Source organism: Trichococcus sp. (assembly GCF_055118575.1).
The window spans coordinates 17,528-39,772 of record NZ_JBSQPW010000005.1; the positions used below are offsets into that span (position 1 = coordinate 17,528).

The 22,245-nt window shown below is 44.9% G+C and carries 20 protein-coding genes; 1 reads left to right on the forward strand and 19 read right to left on the reverse strand.

All coding sequences use genetic code 11. The features are described 5' to 3' along the window. Positions 1 to 22 precede the first annotated feature (22 nt). The 14 genes from rsmB to ACTCCX_RS02190 all read right to left on the reverse strand — a co-directional run bounded on the left by rsmB (position 23) and on the right by ACTCCX_RS02190 (position 14,515). Positions 23 to 1,387 (reverse strand): 16S rRNA (cytosine(967)-C(5))-methyltransferase RsmB, encoded by a 1,365-nt coding sequence (gene rsmB / locus ACTCCX_RS02125; RefSeq protein WP_463274510.1) that lies wholly within the window; start codon positions 1,385 to 1,387, stop codon positions 23 to 25. Then, positions 1,377 to 2,330 carry a methionyl-tRNA formyltransferase gene (gene fmt, locus ACTCCX_RS02130; protein ID WP_434351127.1) on the reverse strand — a complete coding sequence of 318 codons (954 nt, stop codon included), beginning with the start codon at positions 2,328 to 2,330 and terminating at the stop codon, positions 1,377 to 1,379. Before fmt ends, rsmB begins: the two co-directional genes overlap by 11 nt. A gap of 11 nt (positions 2,331 to 2,341) precedes the next feature. After that, complete coding sequence (gene priA, locus ACTCCX_RS02135; RefSeq protein WP_068562162.1) at positions 2,342 to 4,762, reverse strand: primosomal protein N'; 2,421 nt, start codon at positions 4,760 to 4,762, stop codon at positions 2,342 to 2,344. 127 nt (positions 4,763 to 4,889) lie between these two features. Continuing rightward, positions 4,890 to 5,105, reverse strand: a complete 216-nt coding sequence (gene rpoZ / locus ACTCCX_RS02140) for a DNA-directed RNA polymerase subunit omega (protein ID WP_068562163.1) — start codon at positions 5,103 to 5,105, stop codon at positions 4,890 to 4,892. 6 nt (positions 5,106 to 5,111) lie between these two features. Beyond that, positions 5,112 to 5,723 (reverse strand): guanylate kinase, encoded by a 612-nt coding sequence (gene gmk, locus ACTCCX_RS02145; protein WP_068562164.1) that lies wholly within the window; start codon positions 5,721 to 5,723, stop codon positions 5,112 to 5,114. A 242-nt stretch (positions 5,724 to 5,965) separates the two neighbouring features. Beyond that, positions 5,966 to 6,601, reverse strand: a complete 636-nt coding sequence (locus tag ACTCCX_RS02150) for a V-type ATP synthase subunit D (RefSeq protein ID WP_319470754.1) — start codon at positions 6,599 to 6,601, stop codon at positions 5,966 to 5,968. Positions 6,602 to 6,607: 6 nt separating this feature from the next. Continuing rightward, on the reverse strand, positions 6,608 to 7,984 hold the full coding sequence (locus ACTCCX_RS02155) for a V-type ATP synthase subunit B (RefSeq protein ID WP_463274511.1): 1,377 nt from the start codon (positions 7,982 to 7,984) through the stop codon (positions 6,608 to 6,610). Then, positions 7,977 to 9,761: a V-type ATP synthase subunit A gene (locus tag ACTCCX_RS02160; RefSeq protein ID WP_463274512.1), complete on the reverse strand. Its 1,785-nt coding sequence runs from the start codon at positions 9,759 to 9,761 to the stop codon at positions 7,977 to 7,979. The genes ACTCCX_RS02155 and ACTCCX_RS02160 overlap by 8 nt, the downstream gene beginning before the upstream one ends. Positions 9,762 to 9,777: 16 nt before the next feature. Then, on the reverse strand, positions 9,778 to 10,089 hold the full coding sequence (locus ACTCCX_RS02165; protein WP_463274513.1) for a V-type ATP synthase subunit F: 312 nt from the start codon (positions 10,087 to 10,089) through the stop codon (positions 9,778 to 9,780). Then, complete coding sequence (locus tag ACTCCX_RS02170; protein WP_319218975.1) at positions 10,079 to 11,086, reverse strand: V-type ATPase subunit; 1,008 nt, start codon at positions 11,084 to 11,086, stop codon at positions 10,079 to 10,081. The genes ACTCCX_RS02165 and ACTCCX_RS02170 overlap by 11 nt, the downstream gene beginning before the upstream one ends. Positions 11,087 to 11,098: 12 nt before the next feature. Further along, a complete protein-coding gene (locus ACTCCX_RS02175; RefSeq protein ID WP_463274514.1) occupies positions 11,099 to 11,689 on the reverse strand; it encodes a hypothetical protein in 591 nt (196 codons plus the stop codon). A 50-nt stretch (positions 11,690 to 11,739) separates the two neighbouring features. Continuing rightward, positions 11,740 to 12,216, reverse strand: a complete 477-nt coding sequence (locus ACTCCX_RS02180) for a V-type ATP synthase subunit K (RefSeq protein ID WP_463274551.1) — start codon at positions 12,214 to 12,216, stop codon at positions 11,740 to 11,742. A gap of 39 nt (positions 12,217 to 12,255) precedes the next feature. Beyond that, entirely contained in the window at positions 12,256 to 14,208 is a 1,953-nt protein-coding gene (locus ACTCCX_RS02185) for a V-type ATP synthase subunit I (RefSeq protein WP_463274515.1), read from the reverse strand. After that, positions 14,195 to 14,515 (reverse strand): hypothetical protein, encoded by a 321-nt coding sequence (locus tag ACTCCX_RS02190; protein WP_068562173.1) that lies wholly within the window; start codon positions 14,513 to 14,515, stop codon positions 14,195 to 14,197. Before ACTCCX_RS02190 ends, ACTCCX_RS02185 begins: the two co-directional genes overlap by 14 nt. A gap of 532 nt (positions 14,516 to 15,047) precedes the next feature. On the opposite strand from ACTCCX_RS02190, the gene ACTCCX_RS02195 reads away from it, so the two are divergent. After that, a complete protein-coding gene (locus tag ACTCCX_RS02195; protein ID WP_068562174.1) occupies positions 15,048 to 15,392 on the forward strand; it encodes a hypothetical protein in 345 nt (114 codons plus the stop codon). Between the two features lie 189 nt (positions 15,393 to 15,581). Here ACTCCX_RS02195 and cls read toward each other — a convergent pair whose 3' ends face one another. The 5 genes from cls to citX all read right to left on the reverse strand — a co-directional run bounded on the left by cls (position 15,582) and on the right by citX (position 21,941). Further along, entirely contained in the window at positions 15,582 to 17,030 is a 1,449-nt protein-coding gene (gene cls / locus ACTCCX_RS02200) for a cardiolipin synthase (protein ID WP_463274516.1), read from the reverse strand. Between the two features lie 120 nt (positions 17,031 to 17,150). After that, positions 17,151 to 17,753, reverse strand: coding sequence for an energy-coupled thiamine transporter ThiT (locus ACTCCX_RS02205; RefSeq protein ID WP_463274517.1), 603 nt, complete (start codon positions 17,751 to 17,753; stop codon positions 17,151 to 17,153). 60 nt (positions 17,754 to 17,813) lie between these two features. Beyond that, positions 17,814 to 19,493 (reverse strand): ribonuclease J, encoded by a 1,680-nt coding sequence (locus ACTCCX_RS02210; RefSeq protein WP_321432866.1) that lies wholly within the window; start codon positions 19,491 to 19,493, stop codon positions 17,814 to 17,816. A 599-nt stretch (positions 19,494 to 20,092) separates the two neighbouring features. Continuing rightward, positions 20,093 to 21,133, reverse strand: a complete 1,041-nt coding sequence (locus ACTCCX_RS02215) for an aspartate-semialdehyde dehydrogenase (protein WP_463274518.1) — start codon at positions 21,131 to 21,133, stop codon at positions 20,093 to 20,095. Between the two features lie 244 nt (positions 21,134 to 21,377). Further along, a complete protein-coding gene (gene citX, locus ACTCCX_RS02220; protein ID WP_068562179.1) occupies positions 21,378 to 21,941 on the reverse strand; it encodes a citrate lyase holo-[acyl-carrier protein] synthase in 564 nt (187 codons plus the stop codon). Positions 21,942 to 22,245 lie beyond the last annotated feature (304 nt).

The window sequence follows — 22,245 nt, forward strand, 5'->3', positions numbered from 1 at the left end:
CCCCTCAATTCTTTCTTATCGTTTACCTTTTAACCATACAGCTGATGAAAAATCCATCAGTTCCATAATCATGCGGATAAATCTGCACAAATCCTTCAGGTGTGAAAGATTTTTTGTCCAAATAATCGGAGAGTATCGGGACGATTGCAAACTCAGCATGATGTTCAATGAATGTCTGGACGGTCATTTGATTCTCTTCTTTAGTTAGTGTACATGTACTGTATACCAAACGTCCACCTTTTTTTAGCAACGGACTGACGGAGTCCAGGATCCGAAGTTGTTCTTGATGCAAGTCCAAAAAGTCCTGTGCATTTTTCACATATTTGATTTCCGGTTTCCTGCGCATCAATCCCAACCCCGAACAGGGCGCATCGACATAGATGACATCAAAAGATGCAGGCGCAAAGGCTTTACCTGCTTCTTTCGCATCCAACACCCGGGTTTCGATGCGATCGGACACATGCAGACGCTCGGCATTTTGGTTGATCAAGCTTATCTTATGCTCATACATATCCAAAGCGATGACTTTGCCGTTTTCCGAAGCCGAGAGGTAACTGGCCATGTGCGTCGTTTTTCCACCCGGTGCGGCACAGCTGTCCAAAACCAGAAAATCCTTTTCCAGTTCCCCGACCGGTGCGACCAATTGGCTAGATTCATCCTGAATCGTAAGCATGCCGTCTTTGAATAGCGGGGAGTCAACGATTTTCCCACCGTGGATCCGGATGCCCACAGGAGAAACAGGACTCGCGACCACATCATAACCTTCCGCTTTGAGCAGTCCTATAGCCTCTTCCCGTGAGATTTCATTTGACTGCAACCTGAGTGAGACAAACGGATCCTCCAATAAGGAGAACGCCATCTTTTCGGTTTCCTCGATACCGATCCTTTCGATGAAATAAGCGACGAGCCATTTCGGCATGCTGGCCCCTACGCTGATGCGCTTCTTGGCGTTGCTGATTGTTTTCCAGTCGCGAAGCCCATTGCGTTGCACATTCCGCAGCACGCCGTTCACATAACTGGCGATGCCGGCATGGCCCTTAACTTTCGCTATTTCTACGGCATCGAAAAGGACAGCGTGATCCGGAATCTTCGTCAAATAGACCATTTGATAGGCGGAGACACGCAGTAAGTTGTTGAGCCAAGAAAGCTGTTTTTTGGGATCTTTGATGTATGACGAAAGACCATAATCCAAGGTCATTTTCCGCTGGATGACGCCGTAGACAATCTCGGTCAACAGGCCGGCATCCTTAGGCGACAACTTTTCGGATAGAATGACTTTATTCAGCAGAAGATTGGAATACGCACCCTCATTCTCCACGCTCTCCAATATATCGACAGCCAGGTAACGGACTGTGTCTTTGATTTTATTTTTCAGTTTATTGTCCATCCGTTTCAAACCTTGTGCCTTCATGAATTTCGCAAGCGCTGCCCCGCAGGTAGTCTGCCGCTGACATGCGTTTTTTCCCGGCAGGTTGGAGTTCCGTCATTTTGAAGACGGTGCCTTCCCCACATGCCACATAGAGAGCTTCCTTGTCTGTTGCGAATACTGTTCCCGAGTCATGGGTCGTACTATTTTCGACAGCTTGTCCAGCCCATACTTTGATCCTTTGCCCATCCAAAAGCGTATGCGCCACTGGCCACGGACGCATGCCACGGACTTGGAAGGCCACTTGTGCAGCCGTTTTGGACCAATCGATGCGTTCCTCTTCGCGCTTGATGTTCGGCGAAAAAGTGGCTGCGGATTCATCCTGCTCTTGCGGCACGAGATTGCCTTGGAAAAAATCAGGTAACATTTCGATCAAAAGATTCTTGCCGAGTTCGCTCAACTTCAAAAACATCGTCCCGACATCATCCTGCTCGGTGATGGGGATGGCTCTCTGCGCCAACACAGCCCCTGCATCCATTTTCTTCTCCATGTACATGATGGAGACTCCGGTCTCTATTTCCCCGTTGATGATGGCGTAATGGACCGGTGCGCCGCCGCGATATTTCGGCAATAAAGAAGCATGCACATTGATGGAGCGGAAACGCGGAGCGTTCAGCAGTTTGACCGGGAGAAACTGCCCATAAGCCGCCGTCACAATCAGGTCAGGATTCAAGGCAATCAGCTCTTCCATTTCTGGCGAGCCAGAAATTTTTTCTGGCTGATAAACCGGAAGGCCATGCTTCAGCGCGGCTTCCTTCACCGGAGACGGTGTCAATATTTTCTTTCTGCCTACCGGGCGGTCCGGTTGTGTGACAACTGCGATCACATCATACTCATGCTGCAATAAGGCCTCTAAAATGGGCACTGAAAATTCCGGGGTGCCCATAAAAATGATTTTTTCCATTTGTATACCTCCTAGAAGAAATTGACCGGCTCTGAATCGATCGAAATATAGAGACCGCGTGCATTTTCTTTTTGTGACTCATCCAAAATCTGTTTCAATGCCGGATGTAGTTTAGTTTCCTGTTTATATTTCACTAATATCTGAAAATAATACCGATTGTTCACTCGCGCGATCGATCTCTTTGATGGCCCAAGCATGATCGTGTCAGGCTCAAGTTTTTTTTGAAGGATCTCATGGATTTCATAAATTTTCTTCTGCGCTTTCTTTTCGTCGGGGTTGCTGACAGTTATGAGCGCCGTATAAAAATACGGTGGATACCCTGCTTTATGACGAAGCGACATCTCAGTACGGTAAAAGCCTTCGTAGTTGTGCTGTTGGGCAAACAGAATGGCGTAATGATCCGGATTAAACGACTGTACGATTACTTCCCCGGACAATTCGGCGCGGCCCGCACGACCGCTGACTTGAGTCAACAGTTGGAACGTCCTTTCCGAAGACCGGAAATCAGGTAATCCTAATGAAGTATCCGCGTTGATGACACCAACCAACGTGATGTTCGGAAAGTCCAATCCTTTCGCAATCATCTGCGTACCCAGCAGGATGTCGGCCTCGCCTCTCCCGAAAGCCGAGAGGATAGCCTCATGGCCGCCTTTCTTGCGGGTGGTGTCCACATCCATGCGCAAAATGCGCGCCTCCGGAAAGAGCGTCTGCAGTTCTTCCTCGATTTTCTGGGTTCCTGTTCCGTAATAACGAAAATTGTGGCCTTTGCATTTCGGACAGGTGTTGGGGATTGCTTCTTCGTGGCCGCAGTAATGGCATTTCATCGTTTTGCTGTCCATATGCAAAGTCAGACTGATGTCACAATTCGGGCACTCAAGGACAAAGCCGCAATCCCGGCACATGATGAAAGAGGAATAACCTCTTTTGTTCAGCATCAGCACAATCTGCTGTTTTTTCTGTAGCCGATCCGTAATCTTTTCCTGCAGCAGCATGGAAAAGCTGCTGCGGTTGTTCGCTTTGAACTCATCACGCATATCGACAATTTCGACTTGAGGCAATGCGCGTTGGTTGAAACGCCCTCTCAATTCGACCAAGGTGTATACCTTTTTTTGTGCCCTGGCCCGCGACTCTAATGAAGGCGTCGCACTACCCAGAACAACCGGACAACGGTTATGCTGCCCACGCCAAATCGCTACATTCCGGGCATGGTACTTCGGGTTTTCGTCCTGTTTGTAGGTGCTCTCGTGTTCCTCGTCCATAATGATGATGCCAAGATTCTGAACCGGGGCGAAAATGGAAGAACGCGCGCCGACAACGACATCGGCATCACCGCGGTGAATTTTGCGCCACTCATCGTACTTCTCTCCCGATGACAACGCACTGTGCATCACGGCCACGCGGTTTCCGAAGCGGCTCTTGAAATGGTTGACCATCTGCGGAGTCAAAGCAATTTCGGGCACAAGCATCAGGGCCGTCTTGCCTTGGTTGATCACTTCAGCAATCAGTTGAAGATAGACTTCGGTCTTACCGCTTCCCGTAACGCCTTGCAACAAAAAAACTTCGTGCCGTTCTTCTCTGATGCTGGCAGCCATCATCCGGAAAGCTGCCGTTTGTTCATCGGATAGGGGCAACGCTCCCGTTTGCTTGAACTGTCTATCCTTAAAGGGATCCCGGAGAATTTCCCGGTCCGCTGATTTAAGCCACCCCTTTTCCACTCCTGTCCGGATCGTGCTTGGCCCGATATCGAATTGTTCCTTGTATTCTTTCGATGTCAGCGGAGTTCCGTTCATGGACATGATTGCCGCCAACAGGGCTTGCTGTTGCTTGGCTGATTTTTTCAGGCTGTGGTATGCATCTTCCAGACTGCCCATTTCCAGATCGGAATAATAAACCTGCACCGTTTTTGCCTTCGCCTGGTTTTTGAGGATGTAATTGACTTCAATCTTCCCGGCTCGCTTCAATTCGATCAGTTGCGGCAAAATGCCGCGGTCAACGGCATCTTCCCAACTCATTTTGCTTTTCCCTTGAAAAAGTCCGTAGAAAGTCTCCTCGTCCAATTCATCGACAACCTCAATTTCTTTTTCGTACTTCGCCTTCATCAAAGGCGGCAACATCGTCTGGTAACAATGGATCCGATAGGCATAAACGGTTTCCGCCATTTCCTCGCCCAACAGCAGCAACTCTTCGGTCAATGCCGGCTCGATATCCAATGGTTGGATGATTTCTTTCAGTTCCCCTTCAAAATCGGTGTGATCAGAAATTTCCGTTATGAACCCTTGGATGACGCGAGTGTTGAAAGGCACTTCAACGCGCATCCCTTTGCCCAACTTTTGTTCCATAGCAGGAGGGATCGCATAATCAAAGGGACGATTGGTCTGCATGGCAGGTATATCCACAATCACTTTTGCAATTTGCACGTAAAACCCTCCCATTCCTTTTTCTAACCACTATCTTACTAAATTATACCGATAAAGTCTTCTCGGATTTTTTCGGCATCAAAAAAATAAAACTACTGATTTTGAAGTTCAAAAACAGTAGTCTTTTTTCATTCCTATTCGGTTATCTTTCAGGGATGATGGAATTCGGATCGATTTCCAACTCGCCGGCAACTACTTCTTCCAGCGCACGTCCGACATTCTTGTATGACTGGTAATGATCCAATAAAGGTTCTGAGCGACCATGCAATTCATGCGCTCTTTTGCTTGAAAGAATGACCATTGAATATTTTGAATCCACTTGCTCCAACAATTTATCGATCGAAGGATATAACATCATATTATTTTACTCCCTTTCATCCGCACAGATGGTATCCAGAATCCGTGAGACTTTCAAGTGTTCGCTTTGGATGATGCCAAGCACTTTCTGGACCGCGTTCTCTACTGTGTCGTTTTCTACCGCATAATCATAATACCGCATCAAACTGAGCTCTTCAATAGCCTTTTCCATTCTTTGTTTGATGATCGGCGATTCATCCGTACCGCGATTTACGATCCGTGACTCCAATTCCGTCATATCAGGAGGCGTCAAGAAGATGAATATCCCTTCCGGCATCCGTTCCTTCACTTGCATGGCGCCTTGAACTTCGATCTCCAGAAAAATATCTTTTCCTGTGTCCAATGTTCTTCTTACATAGTCGATTGGCGTACCATAGTAATTCCCCACATACTCGGTATATTCCAACAGTTCATTATCGGCGATCATTCTCTCGAATTCTTCTCTTTCCTTGAAGAAGTAATCTTTGCCATCCACTTCCCCTTCACGCGCTTTGCGGGTCGTAGCGGAAATCGAATAGATGAACTCCCGTTCACCACGAGAAAAAATTGCTTGTCTCACAGTCCCTTTGCCTACTCCCGAAGGTCCGGATAAGACAATCAACAATCCTTTTTCTGTCATTTAATGCCCACCATCCAATTATATTATTATAGCATCGTACAGCCTAATGCGGCGTTCTGTTTATTATTTCATAGTTTAACACAATTTCATCAAGGTTAAAACCTTTACCGGAGTCTTCCGCCAACATTTTATTAGTTATCGTTTTCAGCAGCTGCTCCGCTGAATCGGATACGGTTACCCTGTTGGATGGCCTTAAAGACAAAAGAACAAGACAAGGATATCCCTGTCTTGTTCTTTCTTCATCATGAAACACCCATGTCCTTGACTTTCATCATACGGACGATATTTGAACGCTCATTCTCTTCAAGTTTCATCTGAATATAGCGGATCGTCTCCTGCAACTGCGGAATCATATTGTATTCCAATGCATTTACACGCCTTCTTGTCTTTTCTATTTCATCGGCCAGAAGTTGGCATGTTTTTTCTATTTCCGTCAACTTGAGCAATTTTGGAAGGATTTTTTCGATCTTTTGGATCGCATCATCCAATTCTGCATTCGAGTTCACGTATCCGTATTGCAAATCCGAAGATTTATCATCCTCATCGATAATCGAAAAATTCATCTGAGGGACAACAACGCTCATGATGTTATTCTCTTGGATATCCAACTCTACCGCCGTACCGGGTACCGCAAACAACTCTTCGATGAAGGCTTCATTCAGCAGCGACTTCGCTACCACGAAAGAACGCATCGAAGCAGTCAATTCCTTTTCGACTTCATCCCTCAGGAGGTTGTTTTCGCGGATCAGGTTGATGAATTGACGCATCAGTTCATCTTGTTTGTCCTTCAGCAGTTTATGGCCGCGTGTGGAAAGCACCAGACGCGATTTCAAATTGGACAGTTCCATCCGGGTAGGCTTTACATTCAATCTAGCCATGGACGATCACTCTCCCTTCGGCATAAACTCATCGATCATATCGCTCTTGATTCTCTTAAGTTCCGTCACCGGCAGGATGGACAACAGTTCCCAACCCAAAGCCAATGTCTCTTCGATTGAACGGTTCGTATAGAAACCTTGACTGATGTATTCTTCTTCAAAACGCTTCGTGAACTGAACATACAGTTTATCGGTCTTGGACAATGCTGATTCCCCTAGGATGACAGCCAATTCTTTAGCCTGTTTTCCTTTTGCGTACGCCGCAAACAATTGGTTCATCGTCGGTGCATGGTCTTTTCTTGTCTTGCCTTCTCCGGTACCCTTATCTTTCAGACGGGAAAGCGACGGCAACACATTGATCGGCGGTTTGATGCCGGAATTGTTCAATTCTCGGGAAAGAATGATTTGGCCCTCTGTGATATAACCGGTCAAATCCGGGATCGGATGGGTAATATCATCCTCTGGCATGGAAAGGATCGGGATCTGTGTAACCGAACCTTTTTTGCCGATAAGACGACCCGCGCGCTCGTACAAAGTGGATAGGTTCGTGTACAAGTAACCAGGATAACCACGTCGACCGGGAACTTCACGACGGGCTGCCGAAATCTCACGCAAAGCCTCGCAGTAATTGGTCATGTCCGTCATGATGACCAGGACATGCATATCCTTCTCGTAAGCCAAGTATTCAGCGACCGTCAAAGCCATTTTAGGAGTGGCAATACGTTCGATGGCCGGATCGTTCGCCAAGTTGATGAACATTACAGAACGGTCGATGGCGCCGGTTTTGCGGAAATCCTCCATGAAGTATTCCTTTTCTTCAAAAGTGATTCCCATGGCTGCAAACACAACCGCAAATTTTTCATCGCTGTTCAATACAGTCGCTTGACGGGCGATCTGTGCCGCCAACTCCTTATGGGGCAAACCTGACCCGGAGAATACAGGAAGTTTCTGTCCTCTTACGAGCGTGTTCAGATGGTCGATGGCAGAAATGCCAGTCTGGATAAACTCATCCGGATAGTCACGGGCCACCGGATTGATTGCCTGTCCGTTAACATCCAAACTTGCTTCCGGGATGATTTCCGGTCCTCCGTCTATCGGATTTCCCATACCATCGAATACTCGTCCGACCATGTCTTCAGACACCCCAATGGAAAGGGGTTTTCCACGGAAGCGGACTTTGGTATCTTTGATGTTGATCCCGCTTGGGCCTTCAAAGATCTGCACCATCGCTTTGTCCTTGCTGACTTCCAATACTTGACCATGGCGGATTTCGCCGGTCTGCATCTGGATTTCAACCAATTCGTCAAACTTGACGCCTTCGACTTGCTCTACTGCCATCAATGGACCCACAACTTCAGTAACTGTTTTATATTCCTTAAGCATGATGCGTCATCCCTCCTTCCGCAACAATCTCATGTAATCTTTTCTTCATGTCTGCTTTGATGTTTTCCATTTCAGCAAGCTCTTCTTCTCTGATATATTTGCTTCTTGCGATCCGGTCACGCAGATCAACGGTACCTTCAATAATTTCGTTGAAATAAGCGCCCAAACGCATCGCTTCACGAGCTTCGGTTTCGAAACTCAAAATCAGTTCAAGCATCGCCAATTGCTTTTCACGGGATGTATAAGTATCCACGTCATCGAAAGCGTTTTGCTGCAAGTAATCCTCACGCAACGATTCCGCAATAGCCATGGTCATGCGGTCTTTTTCGGACAATGATTCGATACCGACCAAGCGGACGATCTCTTCCAGTTCCGATTCTTCCTGCAGGAGGTTCATCGCATGCTGGACCATCTCAGACCATTTTGTCTGTAAGGCATTGTTCAGATATTCCCCTACTTCGGTATTGTAAAGAGAATAGGAAGTCAACCAGTTCATGGATGGGAAATGCCTTTTTTGTGCCAAAGTGGCATCCAACGCCCAGAAAACTTTAACAACACGCAAGGTGTTTTGCGTTACTGGTTCAGAGATGTCACCCCCAGGAGGGGATACAGCTCCAATGGCCGTAATGCTTCCTTCACGGTCTTCTGAGCCTAAAGCCAACACTCGGCCTGCACGTTCATAATACTCCGCCACACGGCTTCCTAGATAGGCTGGATAACCTTCGTCACCAGGCATCTCTTCAAGACGTCCTGACATCTCACGCAAAGCTTCTGCCCAACGGGATGTTGAATCCGCCATTATCGCAACGCTGTAACCCATGTCACGGAAATATTCCGCAATCGTTATCCCAGTGTAGATGGATGCTTCACGCGCCGCAACCGGCATATTGGAAGTGTTCGCAATAAGGATTGTCCGCTCCATCAAGGATTCACCGGTGTTCGGATCGACCAATTCCGGAAATTCATTCAGAACATCCGTCATTTCGTTTCCGCGTTCGCCGCAACCTACATAGATTACGATATCCACATCACTGTATTTCGCAATCTGATGCTGCACGACAGTCTTTCCTGCTCCAAATGGACCCGGAACAGCAGCTGCTCCCCCTTTTGTGATCGGGAAGAATGTGTCGATGACACGTTGACCGGTAACCATCGGCGTGTGCGGGTTCATTTTTTGCTTGAACGGACGGCCACGACGGACCGGCCATCTTTGCATCAGAGTCAATTCTTTCAAGCCATTTTCCGTTTCGATGACATAGGCCGTATCTTCCAAGGTGTAGTTGCCGTCCTGGATGGCAGTCAACTTCCCTGAGATGCCATATGGAACCATGATGCGGTGCTCGATAACCTTGGTTTCTTGCACAGTACCGACAATATCGCCGGCTACGACATGATCACCGATTTTCTTTGTGGCTTTGAATTCCCAGACGTTTTCTCTCTTCAGTGAGGGGATATCGGTTCCGCGCACTAAAAAATTGCTTGCTGTTACATCACGGAACGTATCCAGGGGACGCTGAATCCCGTCGAACATTTGTGACAGGATTCCTGGCCCTAATTCGACAGACAAGGCCTCTCCCGTTGTGAGTACAGGTTCTCCAGGACCAATTCCGGAAGTTTCTTCATAAACTTGAATGGATGCGACATCATTTCGCATCTCGATGATTTCACCGATCAGTCCAAGATCGCCGACCCGGCAAATATCTTGGATGTTCGCTGCTTCCATTCCTTCCGCCATAACTAAAGGTCCGGAAACTTTTATTATCTTTCCATTTTTCAAAAAAGTCCCCTCCTAATTATAAAATATTTTGTCCAACTGCTTTTTCTACATTTTCCTGAATACGGTTCTTTCCGATGTTCAGCGACCCCTTATGGTTAGGGATCAGGATGATGGCGGGTTGGACTCTGTTATCATACCTACTGACTGTATCAGGTATTTCTTTAGCCATTTCTTCGGTCAAATAGATGATTCCGTAATTTTCGGCCGCCAAACGGTCGACTGTTTCGCGGGCGGTCTGCGCATTATGGCATGCAAATACATCAAACCCCAAAATCTTGAAAGGAAGGATGGAATCTTTATCTCCCACTACTGCAATATCATGAGCCATATACAGGTCGCATCCTTTCTCTCAAAATCGCTTCATCTATCTGGTTATCTTTTCCAATCAATATCAACCGGATATTCGTGACTTCTTTTTCCTTGGCAAAAAGGTAACCCAACAAAGGGACCGGGCCAAAAGGCTGGTACAATCCTTCCGCAACCAATTCATAAGTATACTCGTCCACAAGACTATCCAGCTTCTGAGTGTCCACCTCATCCGTTTTATCTGAAACCAGATGGAGCAGTTTCTCACCGTAAGGTTTGCTGAAGTAATGCTTCCGCATCACCGCACTGGCTCCATTGATCGATTCTTCGATCAGGTCACGCTTTGCAACAGAACCGGAACTGGATAAGACCGTATGCAGGAACGCACGTGGTTTGTTCTGCTTCAGACTTCTTACCAAGGTCGACAGATTGTAGAGGTCGATCATGCCGTCCACCATTTTGGTGATGCTTGGGTGTTGAATCTCATCGCTGATGGAACGCAGATGTTTGAAATAATAAGTATCCATATAGATCGTAGCGGCTTCAATCCGCTGTTCCTCTTCAAAGTCATGCAGAGCGTGTTGGACACCCTCCACCAAAACCGGATGTTCCTCGCTGCCTTCACCGGTTTCGACCAATTTCTTCAAACTAGCCAAAGAATATTTTCCGATAGGAATCAATAAATGTTCGAGCTCTTCACCTGAAAAGCGTTGTTTCAGCAACACCTTCAGATTATGGTAAGTATAGCGCAATGCAAACAGTTCAACGACTTCCTCAGCTGGCGTTGCCGTGAAGAATTCATGATAGATTTCCGCCAAATGCTCCATAAGGAACCCTTCGAAGTTCTTATTGGCCAAAACTTCTTTTTCATCAAACGCATAACCGGTGCCTTTCAGAACATCCAAAGCATCTTTTAAAGAATGGGCTTTTAGCATCCGATCGTAATCCGCTTCCGCCAACAGCTGCAATTCATAGGTGCGAAGTACCGTATTGACGCCTTTGTAGTCAATCTCTTGCATGATGCCCCTCCTTTACTGTTCTTCTTTGAATGCGATTACCGCTAATTTTGCTGAATATTCTTTCTTCACTTCTTCAATCAACTCATCGAAGCAGTAGTTGTAGTCGACGCCGCCCTCTTGAAGGATAAATCCAGCTCTGTTCGGCAGCGTCTCTTTTGCCACTTTCACAGCAGGGTAACTTTTCAGCAGCTTCTGCATCGATTCCCCTTGGAAATGCTCGATCGATTTTGCTCCCGGAACGATCGTATAAGCCGTTGAGCTGTCGAATCCGGAAAGTACACCTTGCACAAAGTTTGCGAACTGATTTTTATCCCAAGCGTACATCGTTTCCAGCGAACGCTTGAAGACTGATTTCAGAATTTGCTGTTTTTCCAACAATACCGCATTCCGCTCTTTGTTCTTCAATGTTTGACGTTCGCGATCGAAATCATTGGCGATTTTTTTCAGGACAGCTGCTTTGCGAGCTTTTTGCTGTTCAACTAATTTCAGTCTGCTTTCTTCTATCTTGGCGATAGAAACTTTTTCGGATTCTTCCAGTTTGCTTTGCCCTTTGGCTTGCGCTTGTTTCAGAATCTGTTCAGACAAGGATTGTAGGTCTTTCACGCGTTTTCATCTCCTCACTTTTTTCTTAAGCCCCCTGGAACTCAAGAAAATTAAGCGTTCAATACCAACAAGAATGATGTTACGAAACCAAGGATGGCATACGTTTCAACCATGGCGGAGTAGATGATCCCTTTTGTGTTCTGATCTTCTCTTTTTGCCAAAATTTGCATAGCTGCAGTCGAAACACGCCCTTGTGCAATACCTGAAGTCAATCCGGTGATTGCGATCGGCAAGCCGGCCATCAAGTAATACAACCCTTGTGAAACACTCATCTCTGGAGACATTTGCAGATAGATCAAGAAGCCGATAACGAATCCGTACAAACCTTGCGTACCTGGCAAAAGTTGCAGAATCAATGATTTACCGAATTTTTCAGGTTGCTCTTTCGTCAAGGCTGCTGCAGCTTCACCTGTCATACCCACACCTTTTGCGGAACCCGTACCTGCTAAACCTACTGCGATTGCGACGCCTAGAGCGGCGAACATCATGCCACCGCTATTTTCGATGAAATATTGTAACCATGTCATATTTTCCATTATTTAATTCCTCCCATTACTATGCTTTTTTTATTTTTTTAAATTGATATATTTTTCTTCCGTCTTCAAAGGATTCAATGCTTTGCCGCCGCCTTCATAGAACTTACCGAAAAATTCGACGAAAACCAAACGGGCTCCGTGCACGTACGCGCTCAGCATGGACAATCCGAAATTGATTGTGTGCAGCAGGACAAACAATACAGCACCGATTGTGATTCTGGCCCAAAACGGCAGAAAATTGATGATCATGTTGAAAGCAACCGCGATACTGCCGCCTGAAACCCCCAAAGCCATCAAACGCGTATAACTTACCATATCCCCGATATAACTGGTTATACCGTAAAGATTATACAAACCTGCTCCGACTCCCAAAGCTTTGTTTTCAGAGGCCATTGCAGTCGCCAGAACGATCGCCACCGCACTTGTGATGGCCATTGCAGCTCCCACCGTCACCAAAACTTGGCTCGGGAACAGCATCATTCCGAATAGGATAAAGATGATTCCGATAATGATCCCCAACCAGCCGATGCTGTCCGAAATGGCACCTAATGGATTTTTATCACGAAGCGACAAGAATGCTTTGATACCTAATCCGAACATAATCTGCACAACACCAAAGACTACAGAAATCAATAATATCGTGTTGGCATCCTTACTCGTTGACAACAGCGAAACCGGCAGTTCGATACCGAAAAAGGATCCGTACACCAATCCCCATAAAATCGATGGATAAGCTAAAATATGAAAGAATTTGATATTTTTGCGCAATCCTTTATCGATGTTCAGGAATTTCAATGCTAAAAAGGTTCCGATGAACAGCACCAATCCATACCCGACATCCGCTATCATCATACCGAAGAACAAAAGATAGAATGGCGTAAGCAAAGGTGTCGGATCGATTTCGTTGTATTTCGGCAAACTGTACATGGCAGTGACACTCTCGAAAGGAGTGACAATGCTGTTGTTCTTCAAAACTGTCGGAATGTCGGATAGATCCGATTCTTCTGCGTCATCCACCAGCAAAGCGTATTCATCTCCAGACGCCGTATCGGTTAAAGTACGTTTTATTTCCTCTACTTTATCCTCCTCGAGCCATCCTTGGATAACGAAAAGATGCTTCTCATTCACCAACAACTGTTGACTCTTTTCCCGTTGCAGTTTTGCGTAATAATATTCGGACAGTAGCATCAACCGCCACTCCTCAGCTTTCATACCGGAAAGATCATTCATCAGCTGTTTTTGCTCTTCACGGTTTCTCTTGATCAATTCCTGAACTTCAACCAAAGCCTCTGCTGGCGGCAACTCATAATTATAGAGCAACACTTGAAAGTGATTGCTGTCCAATAACTCTTTCACATCCGCTTCAATGATCGGATCATAAAAAATCGCGGCACCATATGATTCTTTATTTTGGAATATTTCTTCCGTGTAAACCAACAGGCTGGAAGTGACATTCTCAATATAATCATTGCTGAGCGTTTGAGGGATTGTCCCGACTTTGACGGAAATATGATCAAACGCTTCTGCGTTTTTAGGATTGAATGATAACTTTTTCCACTGGATCAAGAAGTTTTCCTGTTCATACAAATCTTTTCTTGTGTCTTCGAGTTCTTTAAGCCGATTCTTCAGAGACAACACCGCCGTCACCCGATCATCCTCCGAAAATTCTGAGGTTGCTTTCTTCAGCTCTTCCAAAGACATGGACTGTTTAGGTGCCGTATATCTTTTCAGCAAGGCCTCTTTTTTTAAATAAGGCTGCAGGAAAGAGAGGGCGTCCGTGACATTTTCCAGATAGCCTTCGGTCTTCTTGATGCTTTGTTCAATTGACTCTCGTTCTTTAGGCGATAAGGATTGTAAATTTTCTTTTGCAGCAGGCAAATCGATGACTTCTAAGCTTTGCAATGTCTGGATAGCCGTCAATAACTGCTCTTTTTTTTCGTGAAAAGAAATGAGAGTAACTTTTTTCATTTTAGCGATTGCCATATTTCCTCATCACCTCCCCAATTACGGCATTCACAAGTTCTTCTTCTTTCGCTTTAAACCGAGTTTGCAACTTCTCGATTTCCGATTTTTCACTTTCTGCGGAAGCGTTCTTAAGAATTGCCAGTTGTTCTGATTTTTTCGCAAGTTCTTCGGATTGAAAAGTAGCTAATTCCTTTTCGATATTCCTTTTCATTTCGCCTATTTTATCTTGCGTGTTCTGTTCCAGTTTGCGCAGCTTATTCTGGTAATCCAATTCCAGATCAGCTGCTTCCTGCTCAATCTTTTTTACTTCATCAAATATTTGCATCTTTCATTCCACCTCCGTCCTTCATTTGATTCTCCTTAGGAAAAAAACTTTCCGGTCAGTATTTTCATTATACAGTTAATGTAAAGGCCGTTCAAATCTATTTATACGCAATTCCCAGTGGTTTCAACAATCATTACAGTTTCATTAATAGGAAGAAACTTTCTGAAATTTCTTCAAAAATATTAAATGAACATTTTGTGAACAGCACTCTCCAAGCACGCTGCACCGATCCAGAACCTTCTTGGAGAGTCTTTTATATAGCCTATTTTTCGATAATTCCGCCGGATAATAGATGTAATTTTCCCCTCGCCTGCAAAATTAATGTGCTCCCGACACGTTCTTTTCCATACTACTACTTTACTCGAAAATGCAAGAAATAGGGGCATTTTCGGCCGATATGACATAATTGTGGGTGGAGTTACATATCTGCACTCCCAAATTTTTGTTCGATCGCAAAATAAAAAGCTTGCAAACAAGAACAGATGTTCTTATAATAAAGACACAAGACAAACACACGTTCGGAGGAACATACATGCAAAATTACATCTACCCAGTATCCACTAATAATGAGAATCCTTCAAATAAATCATACTTGCGCCCGCTCTCATCCGTCCATTCCATCAATGAAGCCATCTTGGACAAAGTAATGCCGATTCATCAAGTTATCCGTTTTGCTAACCAGGCTTTTGAAAATAACAACCCTGTGTATGTCGTGATTGAAGAAAAGCATGGACCGAAATCGTATACCAGATCACTCGTTTGGGGTTCTTTCAATTCCCGCGTAACTCCAAAAAGACAAATCATGTTCACAACTGCCGATAAAAAAGTGACTTATCTACTGAACATCAGTCAAGTCTTGGCTATCCAACTTGGTTAAATTCAATCAGTTGGTGGCATACCCATCTATAGAAATCAGGAGTACAAGGTAAAGTCATTAACGTAAAAAACTATGACAACTGAAACAAGCGAGAATGCATCTCACACAATTGCATTCTCGCTTGTTTTGACTGCTTGTGGGCCTTTCTTCTGAATTCTGATTGTCGATCTATTTCCATACGCTTTCGGTCTACAGTATCGGTGAAAGTAATCTGGAAAAAGCTTGCTTGAATTTCCGCCACTTCGACTGTTTTGCGAAATAATCATGGGTTGCACGGATGCAATTCTTCTGATCTTCATCAAAATTTGCGATTAATTCTTCAGCTACGTCACGATCGTAAATAAAAGCGTTGATCTCAAAATTCAATTTGAAACTGCGCACATCCATATTTGCCGTGCCTACCGATACAATTTCATCATCGACCACCATCACCTTTGAATGCAGGAAACCATTCTGGTACATATAGACTTCCGCACCGTACTCGACGATGTCTTTGGCAAAATACTCCGTTGCCCGATAGACGAAAGGATGATCCGGCTTCGAGGGTATCATGATTTTGACTTTTACACCGGATAGAACTGCGATTTTGAGCATTTCATGCAGACTCTCGTCAGGTATAAAATAAGGAGTCTGTATATAAATGGATTCTTTAGCTTGGCTGATCATCTTCAAGAAACCCATCTTGATCGTCTGATCTTCGTCATCCGGTCCACTTGTCACAATTTGCATGGCCGTGTTACCTTTTTTATCGGCGATCGGGAAATAGGCTTCTGCATAATCTTTCCTGTTCTTTTCTTTGGCAACCGCATTCCAGTCCATGAAGAAACGGCTCTGAAGCGTCAAGACTGCATTGCCTTCTATTTTCATATGCGTATCCCTCCATTCGCCGAGTTCCCCTTTCCCTAGATACTCATCGCCTATATTGAACCCGCCGAGATAAGCAACTTTTGCATCCACTACCATTATTTTGCGATGATTCCGATAGTTCATCCGCAAATTAACGAAAGGTATTTTTGAACCAAAAAATACTTCCGTCTTTCCGCCTAATTTTTCAAGATTATTGAAAAATCTCGGATCATTCCCTCTGCAGCCCATTGCATCGTAAACGACCAGAACCTCAACGCCAGCTGCCGCCCTGTCTTCCAACGCCGCCAGAATCCGCTTCCCCAAGTCGTCCGAGCGAAAAGTATAATAAAGCATATGCACATGATTTTCTGCTTTATAGATGTCCTGCACAAGGGAATCGAAAAGATCTGCGCCAGTTTTGAATATTTCAACTTTATTCCCTTTCGTCAAAATGGATTCATCACTTTCCAGGAACAGGATAGCTGTTTTTTGTGCATAGTCGGTTTCGACCAAACCTTGCGCCAGATCCTCATCCTCCAACATTTCAATCTGGACCTTCGCCAACTGGGACATGCCCAAGCTTTTTTGCGTGCGCATATCATAGATGTTTTCTTTTGACATCTTTTTCCCTATAAAGAGGTAGATGATGAAACCCACCACCGGCAAGAGGTTTAACGTCAACAGCCAGGCCCAGGTGGCAGCGACATCTCTTTTTTCTTTAAAGACGGTGATGATTGCACCAATTGTATTTAAAACGATGATTGCCGTAAATATCATTGACCAAATACCCATAAGACCACTCCAAATCAATAAAATGACAAAACATGTTACCTACATATCATAGCACACGAGCCCACAAAAACAGAAAGGCGAAGACCGGATAATTCAAATCCGTCCTTCGCCTTCTATTTTTTAATCATTTAATAGTTTCGATTTTTCTTTTCTGCTCAGGAAACGGCTGCCTTTTGGAATGTACGCTTTAGGAGCGAATTTTGCAATCAACACCAGAACGACTGCGCTGACGGCAAAAGTAGCCGCAAACGATAGCGCTTGTCCCGGAAGAAAATGCGCAAAAGCAGAAACACCAGCTGGAACTGCTTCCTCACTGAGGAATATGTCCGAGATCAGCACCCAGACAAAATAGACAAGCGTTCCGAAAAAGGATGCCGTCAGTATATTCAAGGCTGCATTCGGGAAACGTTTATTGTTCAATGTGCGTTGCGTGAATTTCGCGAAAAAACCGGCGATGCCCACGAAAACGAACGGTGCGGCTTGGTTCAGGATATCTGCAGCAACATCCGCTCCCTCTCCTTTGAGCGCAAACAAAACGAGGCCGGTCAGTATTCCAGAAACCAGTCCAAGCAATATTCCTCTGCGGAGAGAAATGAAAAGCAACGGCAACAAAGCAAAAACAATAGTGTATTCTCCAAATGGCATGGCCACATATGCCAAGGCGATTGCGAGGACAGCAAACAGAGCTGCCTCGATCCAAGCCTTCGTACTATTAGAACCCATAAAGATGAATCTCTCCTTTTCAACAACGATCCGTTTCATTGCCTTTACGGCAAACGGGCATCAGCTCTTCTTCTGATAATTGGATGCTTCCATGATGATCGGTAAAATGACCGGTTTGCGCTTCGTCTTTTCAAAAAGATAACGGCTCAACGAATCACGTATCTCTTGTTTTAACTTGGCCCAATCAAAGTCTTTCGTGTGCAGGTTATCTTCCACTACTTCCCGGACGATATTCGAACTTTCTTTGACAAGCTCTTCGCTCGCCTTCATATAGACGAAGCCACGCGAAACGATTTCCGGACCCGACAAGATTTTGTTCAGTCTTCTGGAGATCGTCACAACGACAACGAAGATGCCATCCTCCGATAATAGTTTGCGGTCGCGCAAGACAATGTTGCCGATATCGCCAACCCCGATCCCATCGATCAGAACATTCCCGGCTGGGACCTGTCCCGTCATGTGCATACGGCCTTTGGCATATTCGATCACGTCACCTTTACCAGGGATGAAAATATTTTTGAACGGAATGCCGACTTCATTCGCCAATTGGGCATGTGCAGCTTGCATTCGGTACTCACCTTGGACAGGCACGAAATAAGTAGGTCTCAGTAGGTTGATCATCAATTTCAGATCGTTCGGCGAAGCATGTCCCGATGCTTTGTATGTTCCGGATATTTCACGCACGGACGCACCGGCACGATAAATCAAATTTTTGGTTTTTGCGACTGTCGTTTCCATAGCTGTTGAAGGTGTAGTCGTGATGTAAACCAAATCACCCTCTTTAAGGTTCACTTGCTTGTGTCTGCCTTTGGACATCCGCTGCAAAGCTTCCAAGGGTTCCCCACTGTTGCCGGTTTCCAGAATCAACACTTGACCATCACGGTAATCATTGATGTTCTTCACATTCACAAGCAGATCTGGAGTCGGCAAGACCAGTTTCCCCAGTTTCATGGCGACATCGACTGTTTCAACCAAAGTCGGTCCTGTCAAAAAGATTTTACGATTCGCTTGGAGAGCGACATCAAAAACTTGCTGGATGCGCAAAATGTTGCTTGCAACACAGGAGACGATGATACGGCCTTCAGCGTTGATGAAAGTATCCAGCATTTCTTCTTCAATCTTGCGGTCACTGACGTTTTCCGTAGTCGATTCGGCATCACCGGAATCGCTCAACAGCGCCAATACTTTGCCTTCTCCGATATCCGTAATTTTGCCGTAATCGGTCCGATACATCGGGGATGCACTTTGATCAAACTTGAAATCACCTGTATAGACGACACTGCCTTCTTCCGTCTTCACACAGATCCCGACAGAATCAGGGATGGTATGCGTGGTTCTGAAGAACCGGACACTGGTGTTTTCGAATTCAATTTCGGTGTTCTCATCGATAACGTGATAATCCTCAAATCCCGTAGCCAATCCGGTGGAATCGACCGCCAATTTAGCCAACGCAATCGTCAATCCTGTACCGAACACGGGTGCATCGATATTCTGCAACAAATAAGGCAACGCTCCTACGGCATCCGCATGACCATGCGTCAGGAAAATACCCGCTATCTTATTTTTGTTTTCCTCCAGGTACGTAAAATCAGGGATGACGACGTCAATTCCCAATAATTCATTTTCCGGATAAAGAAGACCGCAATCCAATACAAAAATTAAATCATCCACTTCCACTAAATACATGTTTTTACCGCTTTCTCTCACACCTCCGAGAGAAATTATTCTTACTTTACTCATTGTACCACCTCTTATTTTTCAGCTTTCTATGCTGTTATCTATGTTGATCGTTTGAATGCCTTCCTCCGTATTTTCGTCTCTCAAAATCAGCACAGCTACTTTGCCGCATTATCTTCAGAGTCTACAAGCGAATGCGTTTTCTTCGCATCCGGCTAAACGTGACCGATATCCTCTCTGTTATATTATACATGATTATTGGCAAAATTGTAGCATTTGCTTCAGTTTCTGTTCCGGTTTTCTGAAAGTGTGAGAAAAGCGGGACAAGCCCGGTCTGCCTCGAAAGAAATTTAGGAAATCTGGCCCTGAATGAGCATCGCAGAGCGCAATGGGTCAGATTTATCTAATTTCCGAGAGGCAGGCTTGGACCGCTAGACAATATCTTAGATGCATCAAACATTTTGCAAGTGTGTGGAACACTTACATTGAAGCACTCTACAAGTTAAAATGTAAAATAAATTTCTGCACGAAAAAAGACCTGCCAAAAGGAACGGAACGGGAACGAGGTTTAACCAAACACCCTTCCCAGTCCATCCTTTGACAGGCCCAGTCCTATCAGATTCTTCAGTTGACGAAGCTTTGCTCCTCCGTATTCAAAAGTTCTACAGTAGACCCATCTCGATCATTTTTTCAGCGATTTGCACAGAGTTCCAAGCAGCGCCCTTCAACAGGTTATCGGAAACAACCCACATATGGAAACCATTGTCGACATCCACATCCTTACGGATACGTCCGACAAATGTTTCATTCTTTCCAACGGATTCGCGGGCGGTAGGATAGACTTGATTAGCTGTGTCATCCCGAAGCACAACTCCTGGAGCATCTTTCAGCACTTCCCAGATATCTGCGACAGTAACGTTTTTATCGTCCACTTCAAAATAGACGGATTCCGAGTGTCCGGACATTACAGGGATGCGCACGCATGTTGCAGAGACTTTGATGTCCTGGTCGCCCATGATTTTTTTGGTTTCATTGATCATTTTCCACTCTTCATATGTGTAGCCGCCTTCGCTGAACACATCGATTTGCGGTAAAGCATTGAATGCGATCGGGAAATGCTTCTTATCGCCACCACAAGGTAAAATATTCGCAACCGGCTCTTCACCGTTCAGGACAGCTTGGGTTTGAGCTTTCAATTCTTCCAAAGCATGCAGGCCAGCTCCGCTTACCGCTTGGTACGTGGAAACGATGACGCGATCCAAACCAAATTTTTCGCGGATCGGTTGCAATGCCACCACCATCTGAATAGTGGAGCAGTTCGGGTTAGCGATCAGACCTTTGTGTTTGCGCAAGTCTTCCGGATTCACTTCAGGAACGACCAATGGCGTTTCCGGGTCCATACGAAAAGCACTCGTATTGTCGATGACGATGGCGCCAGCTTTGATCGCTGCAGGGGAGAATTGTTTCGTGATGCCGCCTCCAGCGCTGAATAAGGCAATATCGATGCCTTCAAATGAGTCATCAGTCGTTTCCTGAATCTGCAGTTCTTGTCCTCGGAATGTCTTGACTTTCCCAGCAGAACGTTTAGAAGCCAACAACTTCAGACTTTTTATCGGAAAAGAAGCATTCTCCAACAAGCCCAGCATTTTTTCTCCAACGGCACCCGTAGCACCTACAATGGCAACATTATACTCTTTCATCATTGATCCCTCACTCATTCATTTTCTGTATTAACTATTTTTTAGGATTTAAAGATCCTTCACTTAAGCATTTTACCACACTTTATTAGAATTTTTTAATCTATTTTTTAATTACGTAAAAAACATTCCAATCAGAGTCCCTATCGAAGGTCTCTGATTGGAATGCGAAATGGTTACTGATTTATTTTTATCCGTTTAGACGCTCATAAGCTTTGCCTTTAATTATCCAACTCGAAAATAAGGGGTGTTAATCCAAACGTACTCTCCCATCCTCCTGCAGAATGGATTCGATTTTTTTCTGGATTTCTTCCCTGGTGTGTACATTCTTATTTTCACATTCGAAGGCTTCATCCCCACAAATCATGCACTTTCTCGGTTCATAGCCGATTTCCATTCGCTGCACCTCGATCATCTTGCCTTCTTCGAGATAGAATACATTGATCGTGAACAGTTGCCCGAGTAAACTGCCGTCTTCTATCATGATGGCGGCTTGCTTCACGGCTGTTGGATAGGTATCAACGACAACAAAGTATTCTGGTCCTGTATCCAAATCCATCAATTTTTCATAAGTAACTTTCCATTTATTCTTTTGGATTGCATTTTTAACTTCTTGGATACCGATTTCAGAAATCTGTCTTACGATGGCATTATATTTGACGGGTCCAGGAATATTGCATTTAAGGGAAATCAATGTCTGATTTGCGTTCGTCTTGCTGATTTCCTCTTCAAAAAAGGCACGTTGTTCCCTTGAAGCCAACACTTCTTTAAGCGTCGGCATTTGACCTTGCGAGAAAATAGATTCTGGCACCATTGCACTCATCCTTTACTGTTTTGTTGTTGTTCCCTTCTGTCAAACGGAAGCGGATCAGCCACTTTGCTGCTTTCTGCGTTTGATTTCTCTGCTTCTTCGCGCTGTCCGAGTATCGATTTTGTGCTTATTTGTGATTGAGCAACGGGTTTTTCGATAATATTGATGATACCATTCTTTGTTATAAAAACTTACACAGAAGCTTCACGAACTACATAAAAAATTTAAAAGCGCTTACATTTACGAGGACGATATAAGTAAAAAAATATATCTGTTTACTGTTGGCGTAAAAATATGTTTCTCTTTA